The organism is Streptomyces sp. NPDC052910 (assembly GCF_055585605.1).
Window position 1 is genome coordinate 150,938 of record NZ_JBVJJR010000004.1, and the last position, 17,564, is coordinate 168,501.

Annotated in this window: 13 protein-coding genes; 7 read left to right on the forward strand and 6 right to left on the reverse strand. The window is 71.0% G+C overall.

Going from position 1 to position 17,564, the window contains the following annotated elements; all coding sequences use genetic code 11:
* Nucleotides 1-2 precede the first annotated feature (2 nt).
* The 3 genes from glpK to ACZ6X9_RS16975 form a co-directional block, all read right to left on the reverse strand.
* Nucleotides 3-1,538 carry a glycerol kinase GlpK gene (glpK, locus tag ACZ6X9_RS16965; protein ID WP_469778780.1) on the reverse strand — a complete coding sequence of 512 codons (1,536 nt, stop codon included), beginning with the start codon at nucleotides 1,536-1,538 and terminating at the stop codon, nucleotides 3-5.
* Between the two features lie 44 nt (nucleotides 1,539-1,582).
* Entirely contained in the window at nucleotides 1,583-2,365 is a 783-nt protein-coding gene (locus ACZ6X9_RS16970) for an MIP/aquaporin family protein (protein ID WP_469778781.1), read from the reverse strand.
* 517 nt (nucleotides 2,366-2,882) lie between these two features.
* Nucleotides 2,883-3,647, reverse strand: a complete 765-nt coding sequence (locus tag ACZ6X9_RS16975; protein WP_469778782.1) for an IclR family transcriptional regulator — start codon at nucleotides 3,645-3,647, stop codon at nucleotides 2,883-2,885.
* 273 nt (nucleotides 3,648-3,920) lie between these two features.
* Here ACZ6X9_RS16975 and metH point away from each other — a divergent pair, with 273 nt between their 5' ends.
* From metH to ACZ6X9_RS16995, 4 genes are all read left to right on the forward strand, one after another.
* Nucleotides 3,921-7,421 carry a methionine synthase gene (gene metH / locus ACZ6X9_RS16980; protein ID WP_469778783.1) on the forward strand — a complete coding sequence of 1,167 codons (3,501 nt, stop codon included), beginning with the start codon at nucleotides 3,921-3,923 and terminating at the stop codon, nucleotides 7,419-7,421.
* Nucleotides 7,422-7,658: 237 nt separating this feature from the next.
* Nucleotides 7,659-8,363, forward strand: a complete 705-nt coding sequence (locus ACZ6X9_RS16985) for an HAD family hydrolase (RefSeq protein WP_469778784.1) — start codon at nucleotides 7,659-7,661, stop codon at nucleotides 8,361-8,363.
* Nucleotides 8,364-8,835: 472 nt separating this feature from the next.
* Nucleotides 8,836-10,434: an ABC transporter substrate-binding protein gene (locus ACZ6X9_RS16990; protein WP_469778785.1), complete on the forward strand. Its 1,599-nt coding sequence runs from the start codon at nucleotides 8,836-8,838 to the stop codon at nucleotides 10,432-10,434.
* Nucleotides 10,435-10,579: 145 nt separating this feature from the next.
* Nucleotides 10,580-12,175, forward strand: coding sequence for an ABC transporter substrate-binding protein (locus ACZ6X9_RS16995; protein WP_469778786.1), 1,596 nt, complete (start codon nucleotides 10,580-10,582; stop codon nucleotides 12,173-12,175).
* A 61-nt stretch (nucleotides 12,176-12,236) separates the two neighbouring features.
* Here ACZ6X9_RS16995 and ACZ6X9_RS17000 read toward each other — a convergent pair whose 3' ends face one another.
* Together ACZ6X9_RS17000 and ACZ6X9_RS17005 are read right to left on the reverse strand one after the other, a co-directional pair.
* Nucleotides 12,237-12,908 (reverse strand): response regulator, encoded by a 672-nt coding sequence (locus tag ACZ6X9_RS17000; protein WP_469778787.1) that lies wholly within the window; start codon nucleotides 12,906-12,908, stop codon nucleotides 12,237-12,239.
* A gap of 13 nt (nucleotides 12,909-12,921) precedes the next feature.
* On the reverse strand, nucleotides 12,922-13,959 hold the full coding sequence (locus ACZ6X9_RS17005; RefSeq protein ID WP_469778788.1) for a RecB family exonuclease: 1,038 nt from the start codon (nucleotides 13,957-13,959) through the stop codon (nucleotides 12,922-12,924).
* Nucleotides 13,960-14,089: 130 nt separating this feature from the next.
* On the opposite strand from ACZ6X9_RS17005, the gene ACZ6X9_RS17010 reads away from it, so the two are divergent.
* The 3 genes from ACZ6X9_RS17010 to ACZ6X9_RS17020 all read left to right on the forward strand — a co-directional run bounded on the left by ACZ6X9_RS17010 (nucleotide 14,090) and on the right by ACZ6X9_RS17020 (nucleotide 17,046).
* A complete protein-coding gene (locus tag ACZ6X9_RS17010) occupies nucleotides 14,090-15,349 on the forward strand; it encodes a site-2 protease family protein (protein ID WP_469778789.1) in 1,260 nt (419 codons plus the stop codon).
* Nucleotides 15,350-15,419: 70 nt separating this feature from the next.
* Complete coding sequence (locus ACZ6X9_RS17015; protein ID WP_469778790.1) at nucleotides 15,420-16,343, forward strand: tRNA (adenine-N1)-methyltransferase; 924 nt, start codon at nucleotides 15,420-15,422, stop codon at nucleotides 16,341-16,343.
* A gap of 145 nt (nucleotides 16,344-16,488) precedes the next feature.
* Nucleotides 16,489-17,046 (forward strand): hypothetical protein, encoded by a 558-nt coding sequence (locus ACZ6X9_RS17020; protein ID WP_469778791.1) that lies wholly within the window; start codon nucleotides 16,489-16,491, stop codon nucleotides 17,044-17,046.
* A gap of 4 nt (nucleotides 17,047-17,050) precedes the next feature.
* Here the strand turns inward: ACZ6X9_RS17020 and ACZ6X9_RS17025 are convergent, their stop codons facing one another.
* Nucleotides 17,051-17,392 (reverse strand): ferredoxin, encoded by a 342-nt coding sequence (locus ACZ6X9_RS17025; RefSeq protein ID WP_469778792.1) that lies wholly within the window; start codon nucleotides 17,390-17,392, stop codon nucleotides 17,051-17,053.
* Nucleotides 17,393-17,564: the final 172 nt, after the last annotated feature.

Consider the following 17,564-nt stretch of genomic DNA (forward strand, 5'->3'; position numbering starts at 1 on the left):
AGTCAGCTCTCGTCGTCGATCCAGCCCATGGTCCGCTCGACGGCCTTGAGCCAGTTCTTGTACTCGCTGTCACGCTTGTCAGCGTCCATGCGGGGGGTCCACTCGGCGGCCCGGCGCCAGTTGGCGCGGAGGGCGTCGGTGTCGGGCCAGAAGCCGACGGCCAGGCCGGCGGCGTAGGCGGCGCCGAGGCAGGTCGTCTCGGCGACCATCGGGCGCACCACCGGCGCGTCCAGGAAGTCCGAGAGGGTCTGCATCAGCAAGTTGTTGGAGGTCATGCCGCCGTCGACCTTGAGCGCTGCCAGGTCGACGCCGGAGTCCTTGGTCATGGCGTCGGTGATCTCGCGGGTCTGCCAGGCGGTCGCCTCGAGCACGGCGCGGGCGATGTGCGCCTTGGTGACGTAGCGGGTCAGGCCCGCGATGACACCGCGCGCGTCGGAGCGCCAGTAGGGGGCGAACAGGCCGGAGAAGGCCGGCACGAAGTAGGCGCCGCCGTTGTCCTCGACGCTGGAGGCGAGGGTCTCGATCTCGGCGGCGGACTTGATGAGGCCCATCTGGTCGCGCATCCACTGCACCAGCGAACCGGTGACGGCGATGGAGCCTTCCAGGGCGTAGACCGGCTTCTGGTCGCCGATGCGGTAGCCGACGGTGGTCAGCAGGCCGTTGTACGACTGGACGGGCTCGTCGCCGGTGTTCATCAGCATGAACGTTCCGGTGCCGTAGGTGGACTTGGCCTCGCCCTTGTCGTAGCAGGTCTGGCCGAAGAGGGCGGCCTGCTGGTCACCGAGCGCGGAGGCGACGGGGACGCCGTCCAGGGCGCCGCCCTTGGCGTGGCCGTAGACCTCGGCGGACGAGCGGATCTCCGGCAGCACGGCGGCCGGGATGCCCATGGAGGAGAGGATGCGCTCCTCCCACTCCAGCTTCCGGAGGTTCATCAGCATGGTGCGGGAGGCGTTGGTGACGTCCGTGACGTGCACACCGCCGTCGACACCGCCCGTGAGGTTCCAGATGACCCAGGAGTCCATGGTGCCGAAGAGGATGTCGCCGCGCTCGGCGCGCTCGCGCAGACCCTCGACGTTGTCCAGCAGCCAGCGGACCTTCGGGCCGGAGAAGTAGGAGGCCAGCGGAAGGCCCGTCTCGCGGCGGAAGCGGTCCTGGCCCACGTTGCGGCCGAGCTCGCGGCAGAGGCCGTCGGTGCGGGTGTCCTGCCAGACGATGGCGTTGTGGACGGGCTCACCGGTGTTCTTGTCCCACATCAGCGTGGTCTCACGCTGGTTGGTGATGCCGATCGCCTTCACGTCGTCGGCCGTGATGCCGGCCTTCTCGACGGCACCGGCGACGACCTGCCGGACGTTCTCCCAGATCTCCTTGGCGTCGTGCTCGACCCAGCCCGGCTTGGGGAAGATCTGCTCGTGCTCCTTCTGGTCGACGGAGACGATGCGGCCGTCGCGGTCGAAGACGATGCAGCGGGACGAGGTCGTGCCCTGGTCGATGGCCGCGATGAACGGTCCGTGACCGTGGGTGCCGTGGGTGCTGGTCATGTGGTCTCTTGCTCCTGAAGTCTGAGGGTCTCGGCTGTCGTGCGTCAGAACGCGAGCTTGTGGATGCCTGCCGCCAGGGCGGCGCCGGCCAGCGGGCCGACCACCGGGATCCAGGCGTAGGACCAGTCGGAACCGCCCTTGTTGGGCAGCGGAAGCAGCGCATGCACGATACGCGGGCCGAGGTCACGCGCGGGGTTGATCGCGTAACCGGTGGGGCCGCCCAGCGAGAGGCCGATGCCGACGACCACGAACGCGGTCATCAGGACGCCGGTGCCGCTGACGGCCAGACCCTCCGTCAGGCCCTGGGTGAGGATGGCGAGGACGAGCACGGCGGTGCCGATGATCTCCGTCGCGAGGTTCTGCACGGCGTGCCGGATCTCCGGGCCGGTGGAGAAGATGCCGAGCACCGGTCCGGCCTGCGGAGTGGCGGTCTGGTCGACCATCCCCTCCTTGGGGTTGAGCGTGGCCACCAGCTCCGGGTCGGTCAGATGGGCCTGGAACTGCCCGTAGTAGGTGACCCAGACCAGCGCCGCGCCGATCATCGCGCCGAGCATCTGGGAACCGATGTAGAGGGGAACGTCGCTCCACTTGGTGGCGCCGTCTATCGCCAGGCCGAGGGTGACGGCCGGGTTCAGGTGGGCACCGGAGGGCTTCGCGATGTACGCGCCCGTCAGTACGGCGAAGCCCCACCCGAAGGTGATGGCGAGCCAGCCCGCGTTCAGCGCCTTCGAGCGCTTCAGGGTGACGGCGGCGCAGACGCCACCGCCGAGCAGAATCAAGACGGCGGTACCGATGGTCTCGCCGATGAAGATGTCGGAGCTGGACACCCGCGACTCCTTTGTCCTTCGTCCAGGGGAAGGCGAACCCCGGGTACCTCCGGTGGTCCGCGCCCTCCGTGAGGGCGGTGATCGGTCCCATGGCACTGCAGCCCTGCAGCACTGCACGCACTGCACACCATAGCGAATATTGTCGTCAGGTGTTCGACAATGCCGACCGATGCACGGCAGTTTTCTGCACCGTAAGGGGCCCGTCAAGGGTTCTGTGACCGGAAACTCCCGGCCAACTGACCTGAAATGTACGTTTGGATACCGACCGGTAACGAAGGGGTCTCGTGGGCTTGCGGAAGGGGCCCGGAAGGGGTTTCCGGCGGGGCGGCGGAAGGGGTCCGGACGGGCGGGGAGGGGCTCCGGGCGGGCGGCGGGCCCTGGCGGGAGGCGCGGCCCGGCGGGAAGCGGGGCCGGGCGGCGGAAGGGGCCGGACGGGAAGGGGGCCGGGCGGGGGAGCGGGGCCCGCCCGGCAGGTCGGAACCGCCCGGGTCGGAACCGCCGGGGCGGAACCGCCGGGTCAGAACCGGCCGGCGCCGAGGTCCCGGGAGACCGCGCGGGCGCAGTCCCGGACGGCCGCGATCAGTTGCGGGCGCAGTTCGCCGTTCTCGCAGACGCGCTCGACGGCACCGGTGACGCCCACCGCGCCGACCGGCATCCGGCGGCGGTCGTGGATGGGGGCGGCGACGGACGCGACGCCGGCCCAGGTCTCCTCGACGTCCGCGGCCCAGCCCCGGGCCCGGGTGAGGTCGAGCATCCCCTCCAGGCCGGCGAGGTCGGTCACGGTGCGGTCGGTGAACGCCTCGGGGCCGGTCTCGGTCAGTTGGCTGTGGGCCACCGGGTCGTAGGCGCACAGCACCTTGCCGAGGGCGGTGCTGTGCAGCGGGTGCATCGCGCCGACCTCCAGCACCTGGCGGCTGTCGTCGGGCCGGAAGACGTGGTGGATGATCAGGACGCCCTGCTGGTGGAGTACGCCCAGGTAGACGCTCTCACCACTGGCGCGGGCCAGGTCGTCGGCCCAGACCAGGGCGCGGGCGCGCAGCTCGTGGACGTCCAGGTAGCTGTTGCCCAGCCGGAGCAGCTCGGCGCCGAGCTGGTAGCGCCCGGAGGCCGGGTCCTGCTCGACGAAACCCTCCTGCTGGAGCGTCCGCAGGATGCCGTGCGCGGTGCCCTTGGCGAGTCCGAGCGCGGAGGCCACGTCGGACAGTCCGAGCCTCCGCTCGCCGCCCGCGAGCAGACGCAGCATCGCCGCCGCTCGTTCGAGCGACTGGATGGTCCGTGCCATCGAGCAACCTCCTCCAAAATGCCGTTCGGCATTGCTGAACACTATCGGCCGATGCCGACCGTGGGATAGCCGACGTGGCGTGATCATGATCGCTGAGCCTCCGCCCGCACGCGTACCCGATGGTCCTGCGGACGCCGTAGCCGCCCTCCCCGCCGGGTGTCCGCGCCCTGGGACGCCCCCTGCTTTCGCCGGGCACTGCGGCTACGCTTGCGGCGTGCGTCCTCTTCGGGAGGGCGTAAAGCCGACAGCCGTCGCAACCACGGGAGCACCTCCATGGCCCTGCAGCCATCGACCGTCCGTTCATCCCGATCCGACCTGCTCCGGGAGGCGCTCGCCACCCGGGTCGTGGTCGCCGACGGGGCCATGGGAACCATGCTCCAGGCACAGGACCCCACGATGGAGGACTTCCAGCAGCTCGAGGGCTGCAACGAGATCCTCAACGTCACCCGGCCCGACATCGTCCGCGCCGTCCACGAGGCCTACTTCGCCGTCGGCGTCGACTGCGTGGAGACCAACACCTTCGGCGCCAACCACGCCGCGCTCGGCGAGTACGACATCTCCGACCGCGTCTTCGAACTGTCCGAGGCCGGCGCCCGGGTCGCCCGCCAGACCGCCGACGCCTTCGCCGCCGACGGCCGCCCCCGCTGGGTCCTGGGCTCCATCGGCCCCGGCACCAAGCTCCCCACCCTCGGCCACGCCCCCTACACCGTCCTCCGCGACGCCTACCAGGCCAACGCCGAGGGACTGGTCTCCGGCGGCGCCGACGCGCTGCTCGTCGAGACCACCCAGGACCTGCTCCAGACGAAGGCCGCCGTCCTCGGCGCCCGCCGCGCCCTCGACGCCACCGGCGCCGATCTGCCGGTGATCGTCTCGGTGACCGTGGAGACCACCGGCACCATGCTCCTCGGCTCGGAGATCGGCGCCGCCCTCACCGCGCTGGAACCGCTGGGCATCGACATGATCGGCCTCAACTGCGCCACCGGCCCGGCCGAGATGAGCGAGCACCTGCGCTACCTCGCCCGGCACGCGCGCGTCGCCCTCTCCTGCATGCCCAACGCGGGCCTGCCGGTGCTGGGCAAGGACGGCGCCCACTACCCGCTCGCCCCGGCCGAACTGGCCGACGCGCAGGAGACCTTCGTCCGCGAGTACGGGCTGTCGCTGGTCGGCGGCTGCTGTGGCACCACCCCGGAGCACCTCCGGCAGGTGGTGGAGCGGGTCCGCGGCCTGACCCCGCCCGAGCGCGCGCCGCACCCCGAGCCGGGCGCGGCCTCCCTCTACCAGACCGTCCCGTTCCGCCAGGACACCGCGTACCTGGCCATCGGCGAGCGGACCAACGCCAACGGCTCGAAGAAGTTCCGCACGGCCATGCTGGAGGGCCGCTGGGACGACTGTGTGGAGATGGCCCGCGAGCAGATCCGCGAGGGCGCCCACATGCTCGACCTCTGCGTGGACTACGTCGGCCGGGACGGCGTCGCCGACATGGAGGAGCTGGCCGGCCGCTTCGCCACCGCCTCCACGCTGCCGATCGTGCTGGACTCCACCGAGGTGGACGTCATCCGGGCCGGCCTGGAGAAGCTCGGCGGCCGGGCCGTCATCAACTCCGTCAACTACGAGGACGGCGACGGCCCCGAGTCGCGGTTCGCCAGGGTCGCCGCCCTGGCCCGGGAGCACGGCGCGGCCCTGATGGCCCTGACCATCGACGAGAACGGGCAGGCCCGTACCGTCGAGGACAAGGTCGCCATCGCCGAACGGCTCATCGCCGACCTCACCGGCAACTGGGGCATCCATGAGTGCGACATCCTCATCGACTGCCTCACCTTCACCATCTGCACCGGCCAGGAGGAGTCCCGCAAGGACGGCGTCCACACCATCGAGGCGATCCGCGAGCTCAAGCGCCGCCACCCGGACGTCCAGACCACCCTGGGCCTGTCCAACATCTCCTTCGGCCTCAACCCGGCCGCCCGCATCGTCCTGAACTCCGTCTTCCTCGACGAGTGCGTCAAGGCCGGCCTGGACTCGGCCATCGTCCACGCCTCCAAGATCCTGCCGATCGCCCGGCTGGAGGAGGAACACGTCAAGGTCGCCCTGGACCTGATCCACGACCGGCGCGCCGACGGCTACGACCCGCTCCAGCGCTTCCTGGAACTCTTCGAAGGCGTCGACACCAAGTCCATGAAGGCCGGCAAGGCCGAGGAGCTGCTCGCCCTGCCGCTGGAGGAACGGCTGCGCCGGCGGATCGTCGACGGCGAGAAGAACGGCCTGGAGGCCGACCTCGACGAGGCGCTGACCGAGCGCCCGGCCCTCGCCATCGTCAACGACACGCTGCTGGAGGGCATGAAGGTCGTCGGCGAACTGTTCGGCTCCGGGCAGATGCAGTTGCCGTTCGTCCTCCAGTCCGCCGAGGTGATGAAGACCGCCGTCGCCTACCTCGAACCCCACATGGAGAAGAGCGACTCCGAGGGCAAGGGCACCATCGTTCTCGCCACCGTGCGCGGCGACGTCCACGACATCGGCAAGAACCTCGTCGACATCATCCTCTCCAACAACGGCTACAACGTCGTCAACCTCGGCATCAAGCAGCCGGTCTCGGCCATCCTGGAGGCCGCGGAGGAGCACCGGGCCGACGTCATCGGCATGTCCGGCCTGCTGGTCAAGTCCACCGTGATCATGAAGGAGAACCTGGAGGAGCTGAACCAGCGCAAGCTGGCCGCCACCTACCCGGTGATCCTGGGCGGCGCCGCCCTCACCCGCGCCTACGTCGAACAGGACCTGCACGAGATCTACGAGGGTGAGGTCCGCTACGCCCGCGACGCCTTCGAGGGGCTGCGGCTGATGGACGCCCTGATCGCCGTCAAGCGCGGCGTCCCCGGCGCCACGCTCCCCGAGCTCAAACAGCGGCGCGTACCCAAGCGGGACACCCCGGTGGCCGTGGACGAGGAGCCCAAGGGCGCGGTCCGCTCGGACGTCGCCACCGACAACCCCGTGCCCACCCCGCCCTTCTGGGGCACCCGCGTCGTCAAGGGCATCCCGCTGAAGGACTACGCGTCGTGGCTCGACGAGGGCGCCCTCTTCAAGGGCCAGTGGGGCCTGAAGCAGGCCCGTGCCGGCGGCCCCAGCTACGAGGAGCTGGTGGAGAGCGAGGGCCGGCCGCGGCTGCGCGGCTGGCTCGACAAGCTGCACACCGAGAACCTGCTGGAAGCGGCCGTCGTCTACGGCTACTTCCCCTGCCACTCCAAGGGCGACGACCTGATCCTCCTCCACGAGGACGGCACCGAGCGCACCCGCTTCACCTTCCCGCGCCAGCGCCGCGGCCGCCGACTCTGCCTCGCCGACTTCTTCCGCCCCGAGGAGTCGGGGGAACGGGACGTCGTCGGCCTCCAGGTCGTCACCGTCGGCTCCCGCATCGGCGAGGCCACCGCGGACCTCTTCGCCTCCGACGCCTACCGCGACTACCTGGAACTGCACGGCCTCTCCGTGCAACTGGCGGAGGCACTCGCCGAGTACTGGCACGCGCGGGTCCGGACGGAACTCGGATTCGGCGGCGAGGACCCGTCCGACGTCGAGGACATGTTCGCCCTCAAATACCGGGGCGCCCGGTTCTCCCTCGGCTACGGGGCGTGCCCCGACCTGGAGGACCGCGCGAAGATCGCGGAGTTGCTGGAGCCGGAGCGAATCGGGGTGCGGCTTTCCGAGGAGTTCCAGTTGCACCCCGAGCAGTCGACGGATGCGATCGTGATTCACCATCCGGAGGCGAAGTACTTCAACGCGCGGTGAGCGCTGTGGGGGTGGGGGTGCCGTGCCCCCGGACCCCCGGAAACCGCGCGGAGCGCTTCGGGGGTGCGGGGGCTCGCCCCCGCAGGAAACGGTGAAAGGGTGGGCCGGGGGCGGCGGAAACGGAGGAGCGCTCCCGCGCCCCCCGCCGTAAACTGTTCGTCCGGTAGAAGAAGGCCGGTCCGCCGCCCCGCAAGGGCACGGCGGACCGGCCTTCTCGTCCCCTCTGGAGGTGCGCGGATGACGAGCGGCATTCCCACGGTCGCGACCAGGACCGCCCCGGGCGGCGGCCCCGCCCTGGAAGCCGTCCTGCTCGACATGGACGGCACCCTCGTCGACACCGAGGGCTTCTGGTGGGAGGTGGAGGTCGCGGTCTTCGCGGAGCTGGGGCACCAGCTCCTGGAGGAGTACCGCGAGATCGTCGTCGGCGGCCCGATGACCCGCAGCGCCGCGTTTCTGATCAAGGCCACCGGCGCGAGGATCGCCCTCGCCGAGCTCACCGCGCTGCTGAACACCCGCTTCGCCGAGATGATCGGTTCCGGCGTCCCGCTGATGCCCGGCGCCAAGCGCCTGCTCACCGAGTTGACGGCGCACGACGTGCCGACCGCCCTGGTGTCCGCGTCGCACCGGGAGATCATCGACCGGGTGCTGCGCACCCTGGGTCCGGAGCACTTCACGCTGTCCGTCGCGGGCGACGAGCTGGCGCGCACCAAGCCGCACCCCGACCCCTACCTGCTGGCCGCCGCGAGACTCGGGGTCGCCCCGGAGCGCTGTGCGGTGGTCGAGGACACCATGACGGGCGTGACGGCGGCCGAGGCGGCCGGGTGCCGGGTGGTGGCGGTGCCCTCCGTGGGGGCGATCCCGCCCGCGCCCGGCCGGACGGTCGTCCGCTCGCTCGAAGAAGTGGATCTCCGTTTTCTGCGCGGCCTGGTCGGGGCGGCCTGAGACAGCCGACGAGCCGAAAAACGTCACCGGTCACGATATGTACTTGGTAAGTACACCCAGCGTTGACGGTGGAATGCTCAAGAAACTCTGAGCGCCGGTCCCGTCGTTTTCCGTGATCAATGCGATGGCAAAAGCCAAGAGCCGCGAGGTCATTTTCCGAGTGACCTTCGTCACCGCGCCGGGGTTATCGCCGTGCCGCCACCGGCCCGATCTGACGCTTTGTCGACGATGTAAGCGCACCCTTGTGTCCCGATTGGTTCACTGGTGCGCGAATCGTTCCGGCGCCCGGATATCGGTCGGCCCGGTGCCGTTATCGCCGCGTGATATCGCATCAGGGAGACCGCGTTCCGGTCCCTCCGGCGCCGCCACTAATCTCTTGGCGAGTACTTCACGGCACCCCGTGGGGCCCGTGCAGCAACGCATCCGTACGGAGTCCCGGGCGCCGTTCGCACCACAGGGAGAACACCGGACAATGAACCGCAAGACGTTGGTGCTGCCGACCGTGGTGGGCCTGCTGGCTCCCGTCCTCGTCGCCTGTGGCGGGGGCGACGGGGCGGGCAAGGGCAAGGGCGCCATCGTCGTCGGCACCACCGACCGGTTCGAGCGGACCACCGACGCTCCGGCCCCCTTCGACCCCGCCGCCGCCTACGACATCGGCGCCTGGAACGTGCTGCACAGCGCCTTCCAGACGCTGCTCCGGCTGCCCCGCTCCGGCTCGACCCCGGTGCCCGACGCCGCCTCCAAGTGCGGGTTCAGCGACCGCCGCAACGAGCAGTTCCGGTGCACCCTGCGCAGCGGGCTGACCTTCTCCAACGGTCATGAGCTGACCGTCAAGGACGTCAAGTTCTCCATCGAGCGGGCCCGCGAGATCAACTTCGAGAACGGTCCCGTCTCGCTGCTGAGCAACATCGACCGGGTGGAGACCCCGAACGACCGCGAGATCGTCTTCCAGTTGAAGACGCCCGACGCGACGTTCCCGCAGAAGCTCGCCACCCCGGCCGCGGCCATCGTCGACAGCCGGACGTACCCGAAGAACAAGCTCATGGAGGACGGCTTCAAGGTCGTCGGCTCGGGTCCGTACACGCTGGACACCGAGGAGAAGGACGGCCACGCGGTCAAGGTCGTGCTCTCCAAGAACCCCGACTACCAGGGTTCGGTCAATGTGCAGAACGACAAGGTCGAGATGCGCTTCTACGACGACGCCAAGACGATGGAGAACGCCCTCAAGGCCGGCGACGTCGACATGGCGAACCGCACCCTGTCGCCCGACCAGATCGGCCGGCTGCGCAACGCCACCGGGCAGCAGGTCCGGCTGCTGGAGTCGGCCGGCGCGGAGATCGGCTACCTGGCCTTCAACACCGACGACCCGGCCGTGAAGCCCAAGGCCGTCCGGCAGGCCATGGCCCAGTTGGTGGACCGTCAGGCGCTGGCCCGCGACGGCTACGACCGGACCAGCGACGCCCTGTACTCGCTGGTGCCCAGCGGCATCCCGGGCCACCAGAACTCCTTCTCCAACGAGTACGGCGGCCCGAGCGTCGACAAGGCCCGCGCCCTGCTGAAGAGCGGCAACATCAGCACCCCGGTGCGGTTCACCCTCGCTTACTCCTCCGACCACTACGGCGAGGCCACCGCGCGGGCGTTCAAGGCGTTCCAGAAGCAGTTGAACGGCAGCGGCCTGTTCGACGTCAAGCTCCAGGACGTCAAGTGGTCGGAGTTCCGTCCCAACGCGGCCAAGGGCCAGTACGCGGTCTACGGCATGGGCTGGTTCCCCGACTTCCCGGACCCGGACAACTTCATCGCCCCGTTCTTCGGCAAGGACAACTTCCTCCGGTCCCGCTACCAGAACAGCAAGATCAACGACCTGATCCCGCGGACCCGGCAGACCGCCCAGCGCGAGTCGGCGGCCAAGCTCTTCCAGCAGGCCCAGGACATCGTCGCGGACGAGGTGCCGGTGTTGCCGCTGTGGCAGGGCAAGCAGTACGTGGCGGTCCGGGACGGCATCACCGGCGCCGAGTGGGCGCTCAACGCGGCCACCGAGCTCCAGCCCTGGGAACTCGTCCGCGGCAAGTGACGCACAACACGGCGGCGACGCCCGGCCGTGATGAGAACACCCCTTTTGCAGCACAACGCTCCACCTGTACAACAAGCTCCACAGAACGACCTAGAGGGGCGGGCCCGGCCCGCCCCCTCCACTTGGAACTGTGAGGAACGTGCACGTGAGGAAACGTGACCAGTGGCTTGCCGCCCCGCTCGGTGCGGGGCTCGCCGCCGCCCTGCTCAGCGGGTGCGGTGCGGAGGACGGCAAGGCGGCGGGCACCGGTGAGTCGGTGGTCATGGGGATGTCCGACGAGGTCGTCGCCGTGGACCCGGCCGCGGGTTACGACCCCGGTTCCTGGATCCTGTTCAACAACGTCTTCCAGTCGCTGCTGAGCTTCCCCAAGGGCAGCAACCAGCCGCAGCCCGAGGCCGCCCGGAAGTGCGGCTTCAAGGACCAGTCCAGCACCGTCTACGAGTGCACGCTCAACAGCGGACTGAAGTTCAGCAACGGCCACGACCTCACCTCCGAGGACGTCGCCTTCTCCTTCCGGCGCACGCTGAAGATCAACGACAAGTCCGGTCCCGCGTCGGCCATGCTGTCCACGATCAAGGACATCAGGACGCCGGACAAGAAGACCGTCGTCTTCCGGCTGAAGCGGCCCGACGCGACCTTCCCCCTGAAGATCGCCTCGGGCGCCGGTTCCATCGTGGACCACAAGGAGTACCCGGCCGACAAGCTGCGGACCGACGGCAAGGCCGTCGGCTCCGGCGTCTACACGCTGGACTCGTACGGCAAGGACAAGGCCGTCTTCAAGGTCAACGGCGGCTACAAGGGCCCCGCGACCGTCCAGAACAAGGGCATGACCCTCAAGTTCTTCCACGGCGAGCAGGACGCCCTGAAGACCGCCCTGCGGAAGGGCGACGTCGACCTCGCCTACCGTGGCCTGGCCACCGAGGACATCTCCTCGCTGGAGGCCGCCGGCACCGAGGACAAGGACCTCAAGGTCGTCCAGGGCAGCAGCGCCGAGGTCCAGCACCTGGTGTTCAACACCAAGGACCCGGTCGCGGGCAAGCTCGCCGTCCGGCGCGCCGTCGCCTACCTCGTCGACCGCAGCGCGCTCGTCCGCGACGTCTACAAGCGCACCGCCGAGCCGCTGTACTCCGTCGTCCCGAGCGGCATCACCGGCCACCGGACGCCGTTCTTCGACCTCTACGGCGACCGCCCCCAGCCGGACAAGGCCAAGGAGGCGCTGACGTCCGCCGGCGTCAAGGGCAAGGTGAAGCTGACCCTCTGGGGCACGCCGATCCGCTACGGCCCGGGCACCGTCCCCGAGCTCAACGCCATCGCCAAGCAGCTCAACGCCAGCGGCCTGTTCGAGGCCGACGTGCGCACCGCCCCCTTCCCCGAGTACGAGAAGGGCATCGAGGCCGGCAAGTACGCGGTCTACGTCAAGGGCTGGGTGCCCGACTACCCGGACCCGGACAACTTCACCGCGCCCTTCTTCGGTGACGACAACGAGCTCGCCAACCACTACGAGTCCAAGGAGATATCCGACCGGATCCTCCCGGCGACCGCCGCCCAGGGCACCCGGACCGCGACCGTCGGCGACTTCGCCAAGCTGCAGTCGACCGTCGCCCAGGACGTCCCGGTGCTGCCGCTCTGGCAGGGCAAGCAGTACGCCGTCGCCAAGAACCGGATCACCGGCATCCAGTGGACCCTGGACGCCTCCACCGTCTTCCGTTTCTGGGAGATCGGCAAGGCCGACAAGGGCTGACGCCCGGTGCGACACGAAGGGCCCGCCGGGAGACCGGCGGGCCCTTCCGCGTCCGGCGGCGCTACTGCGCGCCCGGCCGCACCAGTCCGCTCTCGTAGGCGTAGACCGCCGCCTGCACCCGGTCGCGCAGCCCGAGCTTGGTGAGGACGTGCCCGACGTGCGTCTTCACCGTGGTCTCGCTGACGAACAGGTCCGCCGCGATCTCCGCGTTCGACAGGCCGCGGGCCACCAGCTTGAGCACCTCCACCTCACGGTCCGTCAGGGTGCCGAGGGTGTCCGGCAGCGGCTCCTCGCCCGACGGCAGGTGCCCGGCGTACTTGTCGAGCAGCCGGCGCGTGATGCTCGGCGCCAGCATCGCCTCGCCGCCCGCGACCACCCGGATCGCCTGCACCAGCTCGTGGGCCGGCGCGTCCTTCAGCAGGAACCCGCTGGCCCCCGCGCGCAGCGCCTCCACCACGTACTCGTCCAGGTCGAAGGTGGTGAGCACCAGCACCTTCGCCGGGCCGTCCCGCTCCGGGCCGGTGATCTGCCGGGTCGCCTCGACCCCGTCCATCCGGGGCATCCGGATGTCCATCAGCACCACGTCCGGCTGGAGCGCCCGGACCTGGTCCAGCGCCTGCAGGCCGTCACCGGCCTCCCCGACCACCGCGATGTCCTGTTCGGCCTCCAGGATCATGCGGAAGCCCGTGCGCAGCAGGGGCTGGTCGTCGACGAGCAGGACACGGATCGCCACAGGAACTCCTTCGTTAGACCGGGTCCATTCTGCCCTGCGCGTCCCCGCCGGGGGCCACCAGGCCACCCGGGTCGCCGGGGGCGGAGTCCGGCATGGAAGCGGAGGAACGCGGTCCGGGCAGCGGCAGCGGATACGGCGGGGGAGTGCCCCCGAACTCCGGGCAGACCGCCTGGTGGTCGCACCAGCCGCACAGCTTCGTCGGCCGGGGCCGCCAGTCGCCCGTCTCCGTCGCCAGCGCGATCGCCTCCCACAGGGCGCGCAGCTTCCGCTCCACCGCCAGCAGCTCCGTCTCCACCGGGTCGTACGTCAGCACGTCACCGCTGCCCAGATAGACCAACTGGAGCCGGCGCGGCACCACCCCGCGCAGCCGCCAGATCACCAGCGCGTAGAACGTCATCTGGAACAGGGCGTCCCCCCGGTACTGCGGGGCCGGCGCCTTGCCGGTCTTGTAGTCGACGATCCGCACCTCACCGGTCGGCGCCACGTCCACCCGGTCGACGATGCCGCGCAGCACCAGCCCCGAGTCCAGCGTCGTCTCCACGAACAGCTCGCGCTCGGCCGGCTCCAGCCGCGTCGGGTCCTCCAGCGAGAACCACCGCTCGACCAGTCGCTCGGCCTCCGCAAGCCAGCCGGCCAGCCGCTCCGGCTCGTGCGCGCCGTCCTCGCCGGCGAACAGCTCCGCCAGCTCCGGCCGCGCCGCCAGCAGCTTCTCCCACTCGCCCGGCAGCAGCGCGCGGGCCCGGTCCGGAGTGCGTTCCGCCGCGGGGACGTCGAAGAGCCGCTCCAGCACGGCGTGCACCACCGTGCCCCGGGTCGCCGCCGGGCTGGGCTTCTCCGGCAGCCGGTCGATCACCCGGAACCGGTACAGCAGCGGGCACCGCATGAAATCGGCCGCCCGCGAGGGCGACAGCGAGGCCGGCCGGGCGGCGGCCCGCCGCACCGGAACCTCCGGGGATCCGGGGGCCTGCGCCACGGGCGCGGGCGGCGGGACCGCGGGGCCGGCGGCCTCCGCGGCCGGGCCCCGCGCGGTGTCGTCGAGAGCGGTGTCCATGGCAGAGACCCTACGGCCCCCCACGGACATTCCGCGGCATACCATCGACGGCAGAGCTCCCGCGCGTGCATGATCGTGGCAGGGCGCGCGCACCGGGCGGGTGCGGGAGCAGCACCGACGAGGGGAAACCGTGGAGAACAGCGGGCAGGGCGGGTCCGGCAGCGGGGGCGCCGACCACCAGGCCGGACAGCCCGGGGATCCCAGGGAATCCGGGGCACACGGCCGCGGGCCGCGGCGCCCGCGCGAGAGCGGCGGCGGCATCCTCATGGGCCGCCCGTTCGGCGTCCCCGTCTACGTCGCCCCGAGCTGGTTCCTGGTCGCCGCCCTGATCACCTGGGTCTTCGGCGGCCAGCTCGACCGCGTCCTGCCCGAGCTCGGCCGGGCCCGCTACCTGGTCTCCCTCTTCTTCGCCGTCGCCTTCTACGCCTCCGTCCTGGTCCACGAACTGGCCCACACCGTGGTCGCCCTCCGCTTCCGGCTCCCGGTGCGCCGCATCCAGCTCCAGTTCTTCGGCGGCGTCTCCGAGATCGAGAAGGAGAGCGAGACCCCCGGCCGGGAGTTCGTCCTCGCCTTCGTCGGCCCGCTGCTCTCCCTCGTCCTGGCCGGCGTCTTCTGGCTCGGCATGCAGGCCGTCGAGCCCGACACCGTCCCCGGCGTGCTGCTGGCCGGACTGATGGTGTCCAACGTCCTGGTGGCCGCCTTCAACCTGCTGCCCGGCCTCCCGCTGGACGGCGGGCGGATGCTGCGCGCCGTCGTCTGGAAGATCACCGGCCGGCCCATGACCGGCACCGTGGCCGCCGCCTGGGTCGGCCGCGCGCTCGCCGTCAGCGTGCTGATCGGCCTTCCGCTGCTCACCCAGGCCGACCGCGCCGACAGCTTCGGCAGCGTCGACTCCCTCACCGACGCGCTGCTCGCCGCCATCCTCGCCGCGATCATCTGGACCGGCGCCGGGAACAGCCTCCGCATGGCCCGCCTCCGCGAGCGCCTCCCCGGCCTGCGCGCCCGCACCCTGACCCGGCGCGCCGTCCCCGTCGCCCCCACCACCCCGCTCTCCGAAGCCCTCCGCCGGGCCAACGAGGAGGGTGCCCGCGCCCTCGTCGTCGTCGACGCCGCCGGCGCCCCCACCGCCCTGGTCCGCGAGTCCGCCATCGTCGGCATCCCCGTCCACCGCCGCCCCTGGGTCGCCGTCGGCACCCTCGCCCAGGACATCAAGGACGGCATGCGGGTCTCCGCCGAGCTCTCCGGCGAGGATTTGCTGGAGACCCTGCGGCTCACCCCCGCCACCGAGTACCTGGTGGTCGAGGAGACCGGCGAGGTCTACGGGGTGCTCTCCACCGCCGACGTCGAGCGGGCGTTCGTCGCCGCCATGGCCCGTACCCCCGCGTCCTGAGGCCCCGCCCCGGAACGGGCCGCCAGGGCCCGTGGTCCCGGTCCCGCTCCGCGCCCGGTACGCTGGTCACATGTCCGAACCGACCGGTGCCGCCCGCCGTCGCGGGCCCTTCCAGGTCGGGGACCAGGTCCAGCTCACCGACCCCAAGGGACGCCACTACACCTTCACGCTCGAAGCCGGGAAGCAGTTCCACACCCACAAGGGTGCCTTCCCGCACGACGAGCTGATCGGTGCTCCCGAGGGCAGTGTTGTCCGTACCACGGGAAACGTCGCCTACCTCGCGCTGCGCCCCCTGCTCCCCGACTACGTCCTGTCCATGCCGCGCGGAGCCGCCGTGGTCTACCCCAAGGACGCGGGGCAGATCCTGGCCATGGCCGACATCTTCCCCGGCGCCCGCGTCGTGGAGGCCGGCGTCGGCTCCGGGTCGCTGAGCAGCTTCCTGCTGCGCGCCATCGGCGACCAGGGCATGCTGCACTCCTACGAGCGCCGCGCCGACTTCGCCGAGATCGCCACGAAGAACGTGGAGCGCTACTTCGGCGGACCGCACCCGGCCTGGCAGCTCACCGTCGGCGACCTCCAGGACAACCTGTCCGACACCGACGTCGACCGGGTCATCCTGGACATGCTCGCCCCCTGGGAGTGCCTGGAGGCCGTCCGCAAGGCGCTGGTCCCCGGCGGCATCCTGTGCTGCTACGTGGCGACCACCACCCAGCTCGCCCGGACCGTCGAGTCCATCCGCGAGATCGGCTGCTTCGCCGAGCCGTCGGCCTGGGAGACCATGGTCCGCACCTGGCACGTCGAGGGCCTGGCCGTCCGCCCGGACCACCGCATGATCGGCCACACCGGCTTCCTGCTCACCGCCCGCCGCCTCGCGGACGGCGTGGAGCCGCCGATGCGCCGCCGCCGTCCGGCGAAGGGCGCCTACGGCGAGGACTACGCGGGGCCGGGCGGTCGGGAGACGCACGGCTCCGGCGGCCGGACCGCCGAGGCCTGAGCCCCTCTCACAGCGCACGGAAGCCGTCACCGGTGAACTTGGTGGCGGCTTCCGCGTGTTGGGCCCGGGGCACGGTTCCGCGGGCCGGACCGGTGTGCGACGATGCCGCTGTCCCCGCAGCCCACCCAGCACAGGAGCAGCGCGCGTGCAGCCCCCGGCCGGACTTCCGCACACCCACCCGAGGCCCGTCCACTGGCTGCTGACGGCCGTGGCCCTGGCCGCCGTGCTGACCGGCGCGGTGCTCCTCGGCCCGGCGGACGCCACGGCCGGGGACGCCGCGTCCCCGCCGGCCGCCGTCGCACCCGATCCGACCGCCGTCCGCTACCCGCTCGACTGCGGCCCGGTGGGCGTCGAGGTGGCGGACAGGGCGGTCGCCGACCCGGACGGCGACGAGCGGCCCGAGACGGTGGCCGTGGTCCACTGCCGGGCGGGCGCGGGCACGCCGCCCGACGGGCTCTACGTCCTGGCGGCCGGCGCCGGGACGGGCGCCCCGCCGCGGGTGGTGGCCACCCTCGTCGACCCGGCCCGGCGGATGAACGTCGACCGGCTCAGGGTCACCGGGGACACGATTTCGGCCACTCTGCTCGGCTACTCCGCGCGGAGCGTGCCGCGCTGCTGCCCGGACCTGCGCCGGCCGGTCGAATGGCGGTGGCGCGACGGCCAGTTCGCGCCGGTGACACGGCCTGTCACCGGTCGCGCCTGACCGGTCACCCGGCGTCCGGGCCGTAGACCTCGACCTTGTCCGAGATGCGCCGCACATGGATGCAGTCGCCCGGGCACTCCTTGGCCGAGTCCCGGACGTCGGCCAGCAGCGGCAACGGGACGGGCGTGGTGGCACCCGGCTCCTGGAGCAGCTCGTCGTCGGCGCTCTTCACATACGCCAGGCCGTCGATGTCGAGCTCGAAGACCTCGGGGGCGTACTGGGCGCAGATGCCGTCCCCGGTGCACAGGTCCTGGTCGATCCAGACCTCCAGGGCCTCGTCGGAGCCCCCGGCGCTGCCGGTGGCGTCCTCGTTGACGGTCGCGCGGTCTTCGTTCCGGACGGTCATCTCGCCTGCCGTTTCCTGCTTACGTGAATCAATTGGAGCCAGCACTGACGGGTGTTGACCGACTCGACGATACAACCGCTCGCTTTCCGATGTTGATGGGTGGGTATTCCCCAGTCGTGAGGACGTGCGCAAGGGTGAAGATCGGACACACTCCGACCGGGTTTGTGATCTA

What these genes read in the sequence shown, in the direction of transcription:
- glpK (WP_469778780.1), bottom strand. Translation starts at nt 1,538, where the DNA reads ATGACCAGCACCCACGGCACCCACGGTCACGGACCGTTCATCGCGGCC.
- ACZ6X9_RS16975 (WP_469778782.1), bottom strand. Translation starts at nt 3,647, where the DNA reads ATGGCACGGACCATCCAGTCGCTCGAACGAGCGGCGGCGATGCTGCGT.
- metH (WP_469778783.1), top strand. Translation starts at nt 3,921, where the DNA reads ATGGCCCTGCAGCCATCGACCGTCCGTTCATCCCGATCCGACCTGCTC.
- ACZ6X9_RS16985 (WP_469778784.1), top strand. Translation starts at nt 7,659, where the DNA reads ATGACGAGCGGCATTCCCACGGTCGCGACCAGGACCGCCCCGGGCGGC.
- ACZ6X9_RS16990 (WP_469778785.1), top strand. Translation starts at nt 8,836, where the DNA reads ATGAACCGCAAGACGTTGGTGCTGCCGACCGTGGTGGGCCTGCTGGCT.
- ACZ6X9_RS17005 (WP_469778788.1), bottom strand. Translation starts at nt 13,959, where the DNA reads ATGGACACCGCTCTCGACGACACCGCGCGGGGCCCGGCCGCGGAGGCC.
- ACZ6X9_RS17015 (WP_469778790.1), top strand. Translation starts at nt 15,420, where the DNA reads ATGTCCGAACCGACCGGTGCCGCCCGCCGTCGCGGGCCCTTCCAGGTC.
- ACZ6X9_RS17025 (WP_469778792.1), bottom strand. Translation starts at nt 17,392, where the DNA reads ATGACCGTCCGGAACGAAGACCGCGCGACCGTCAACGAGGACGCCACC.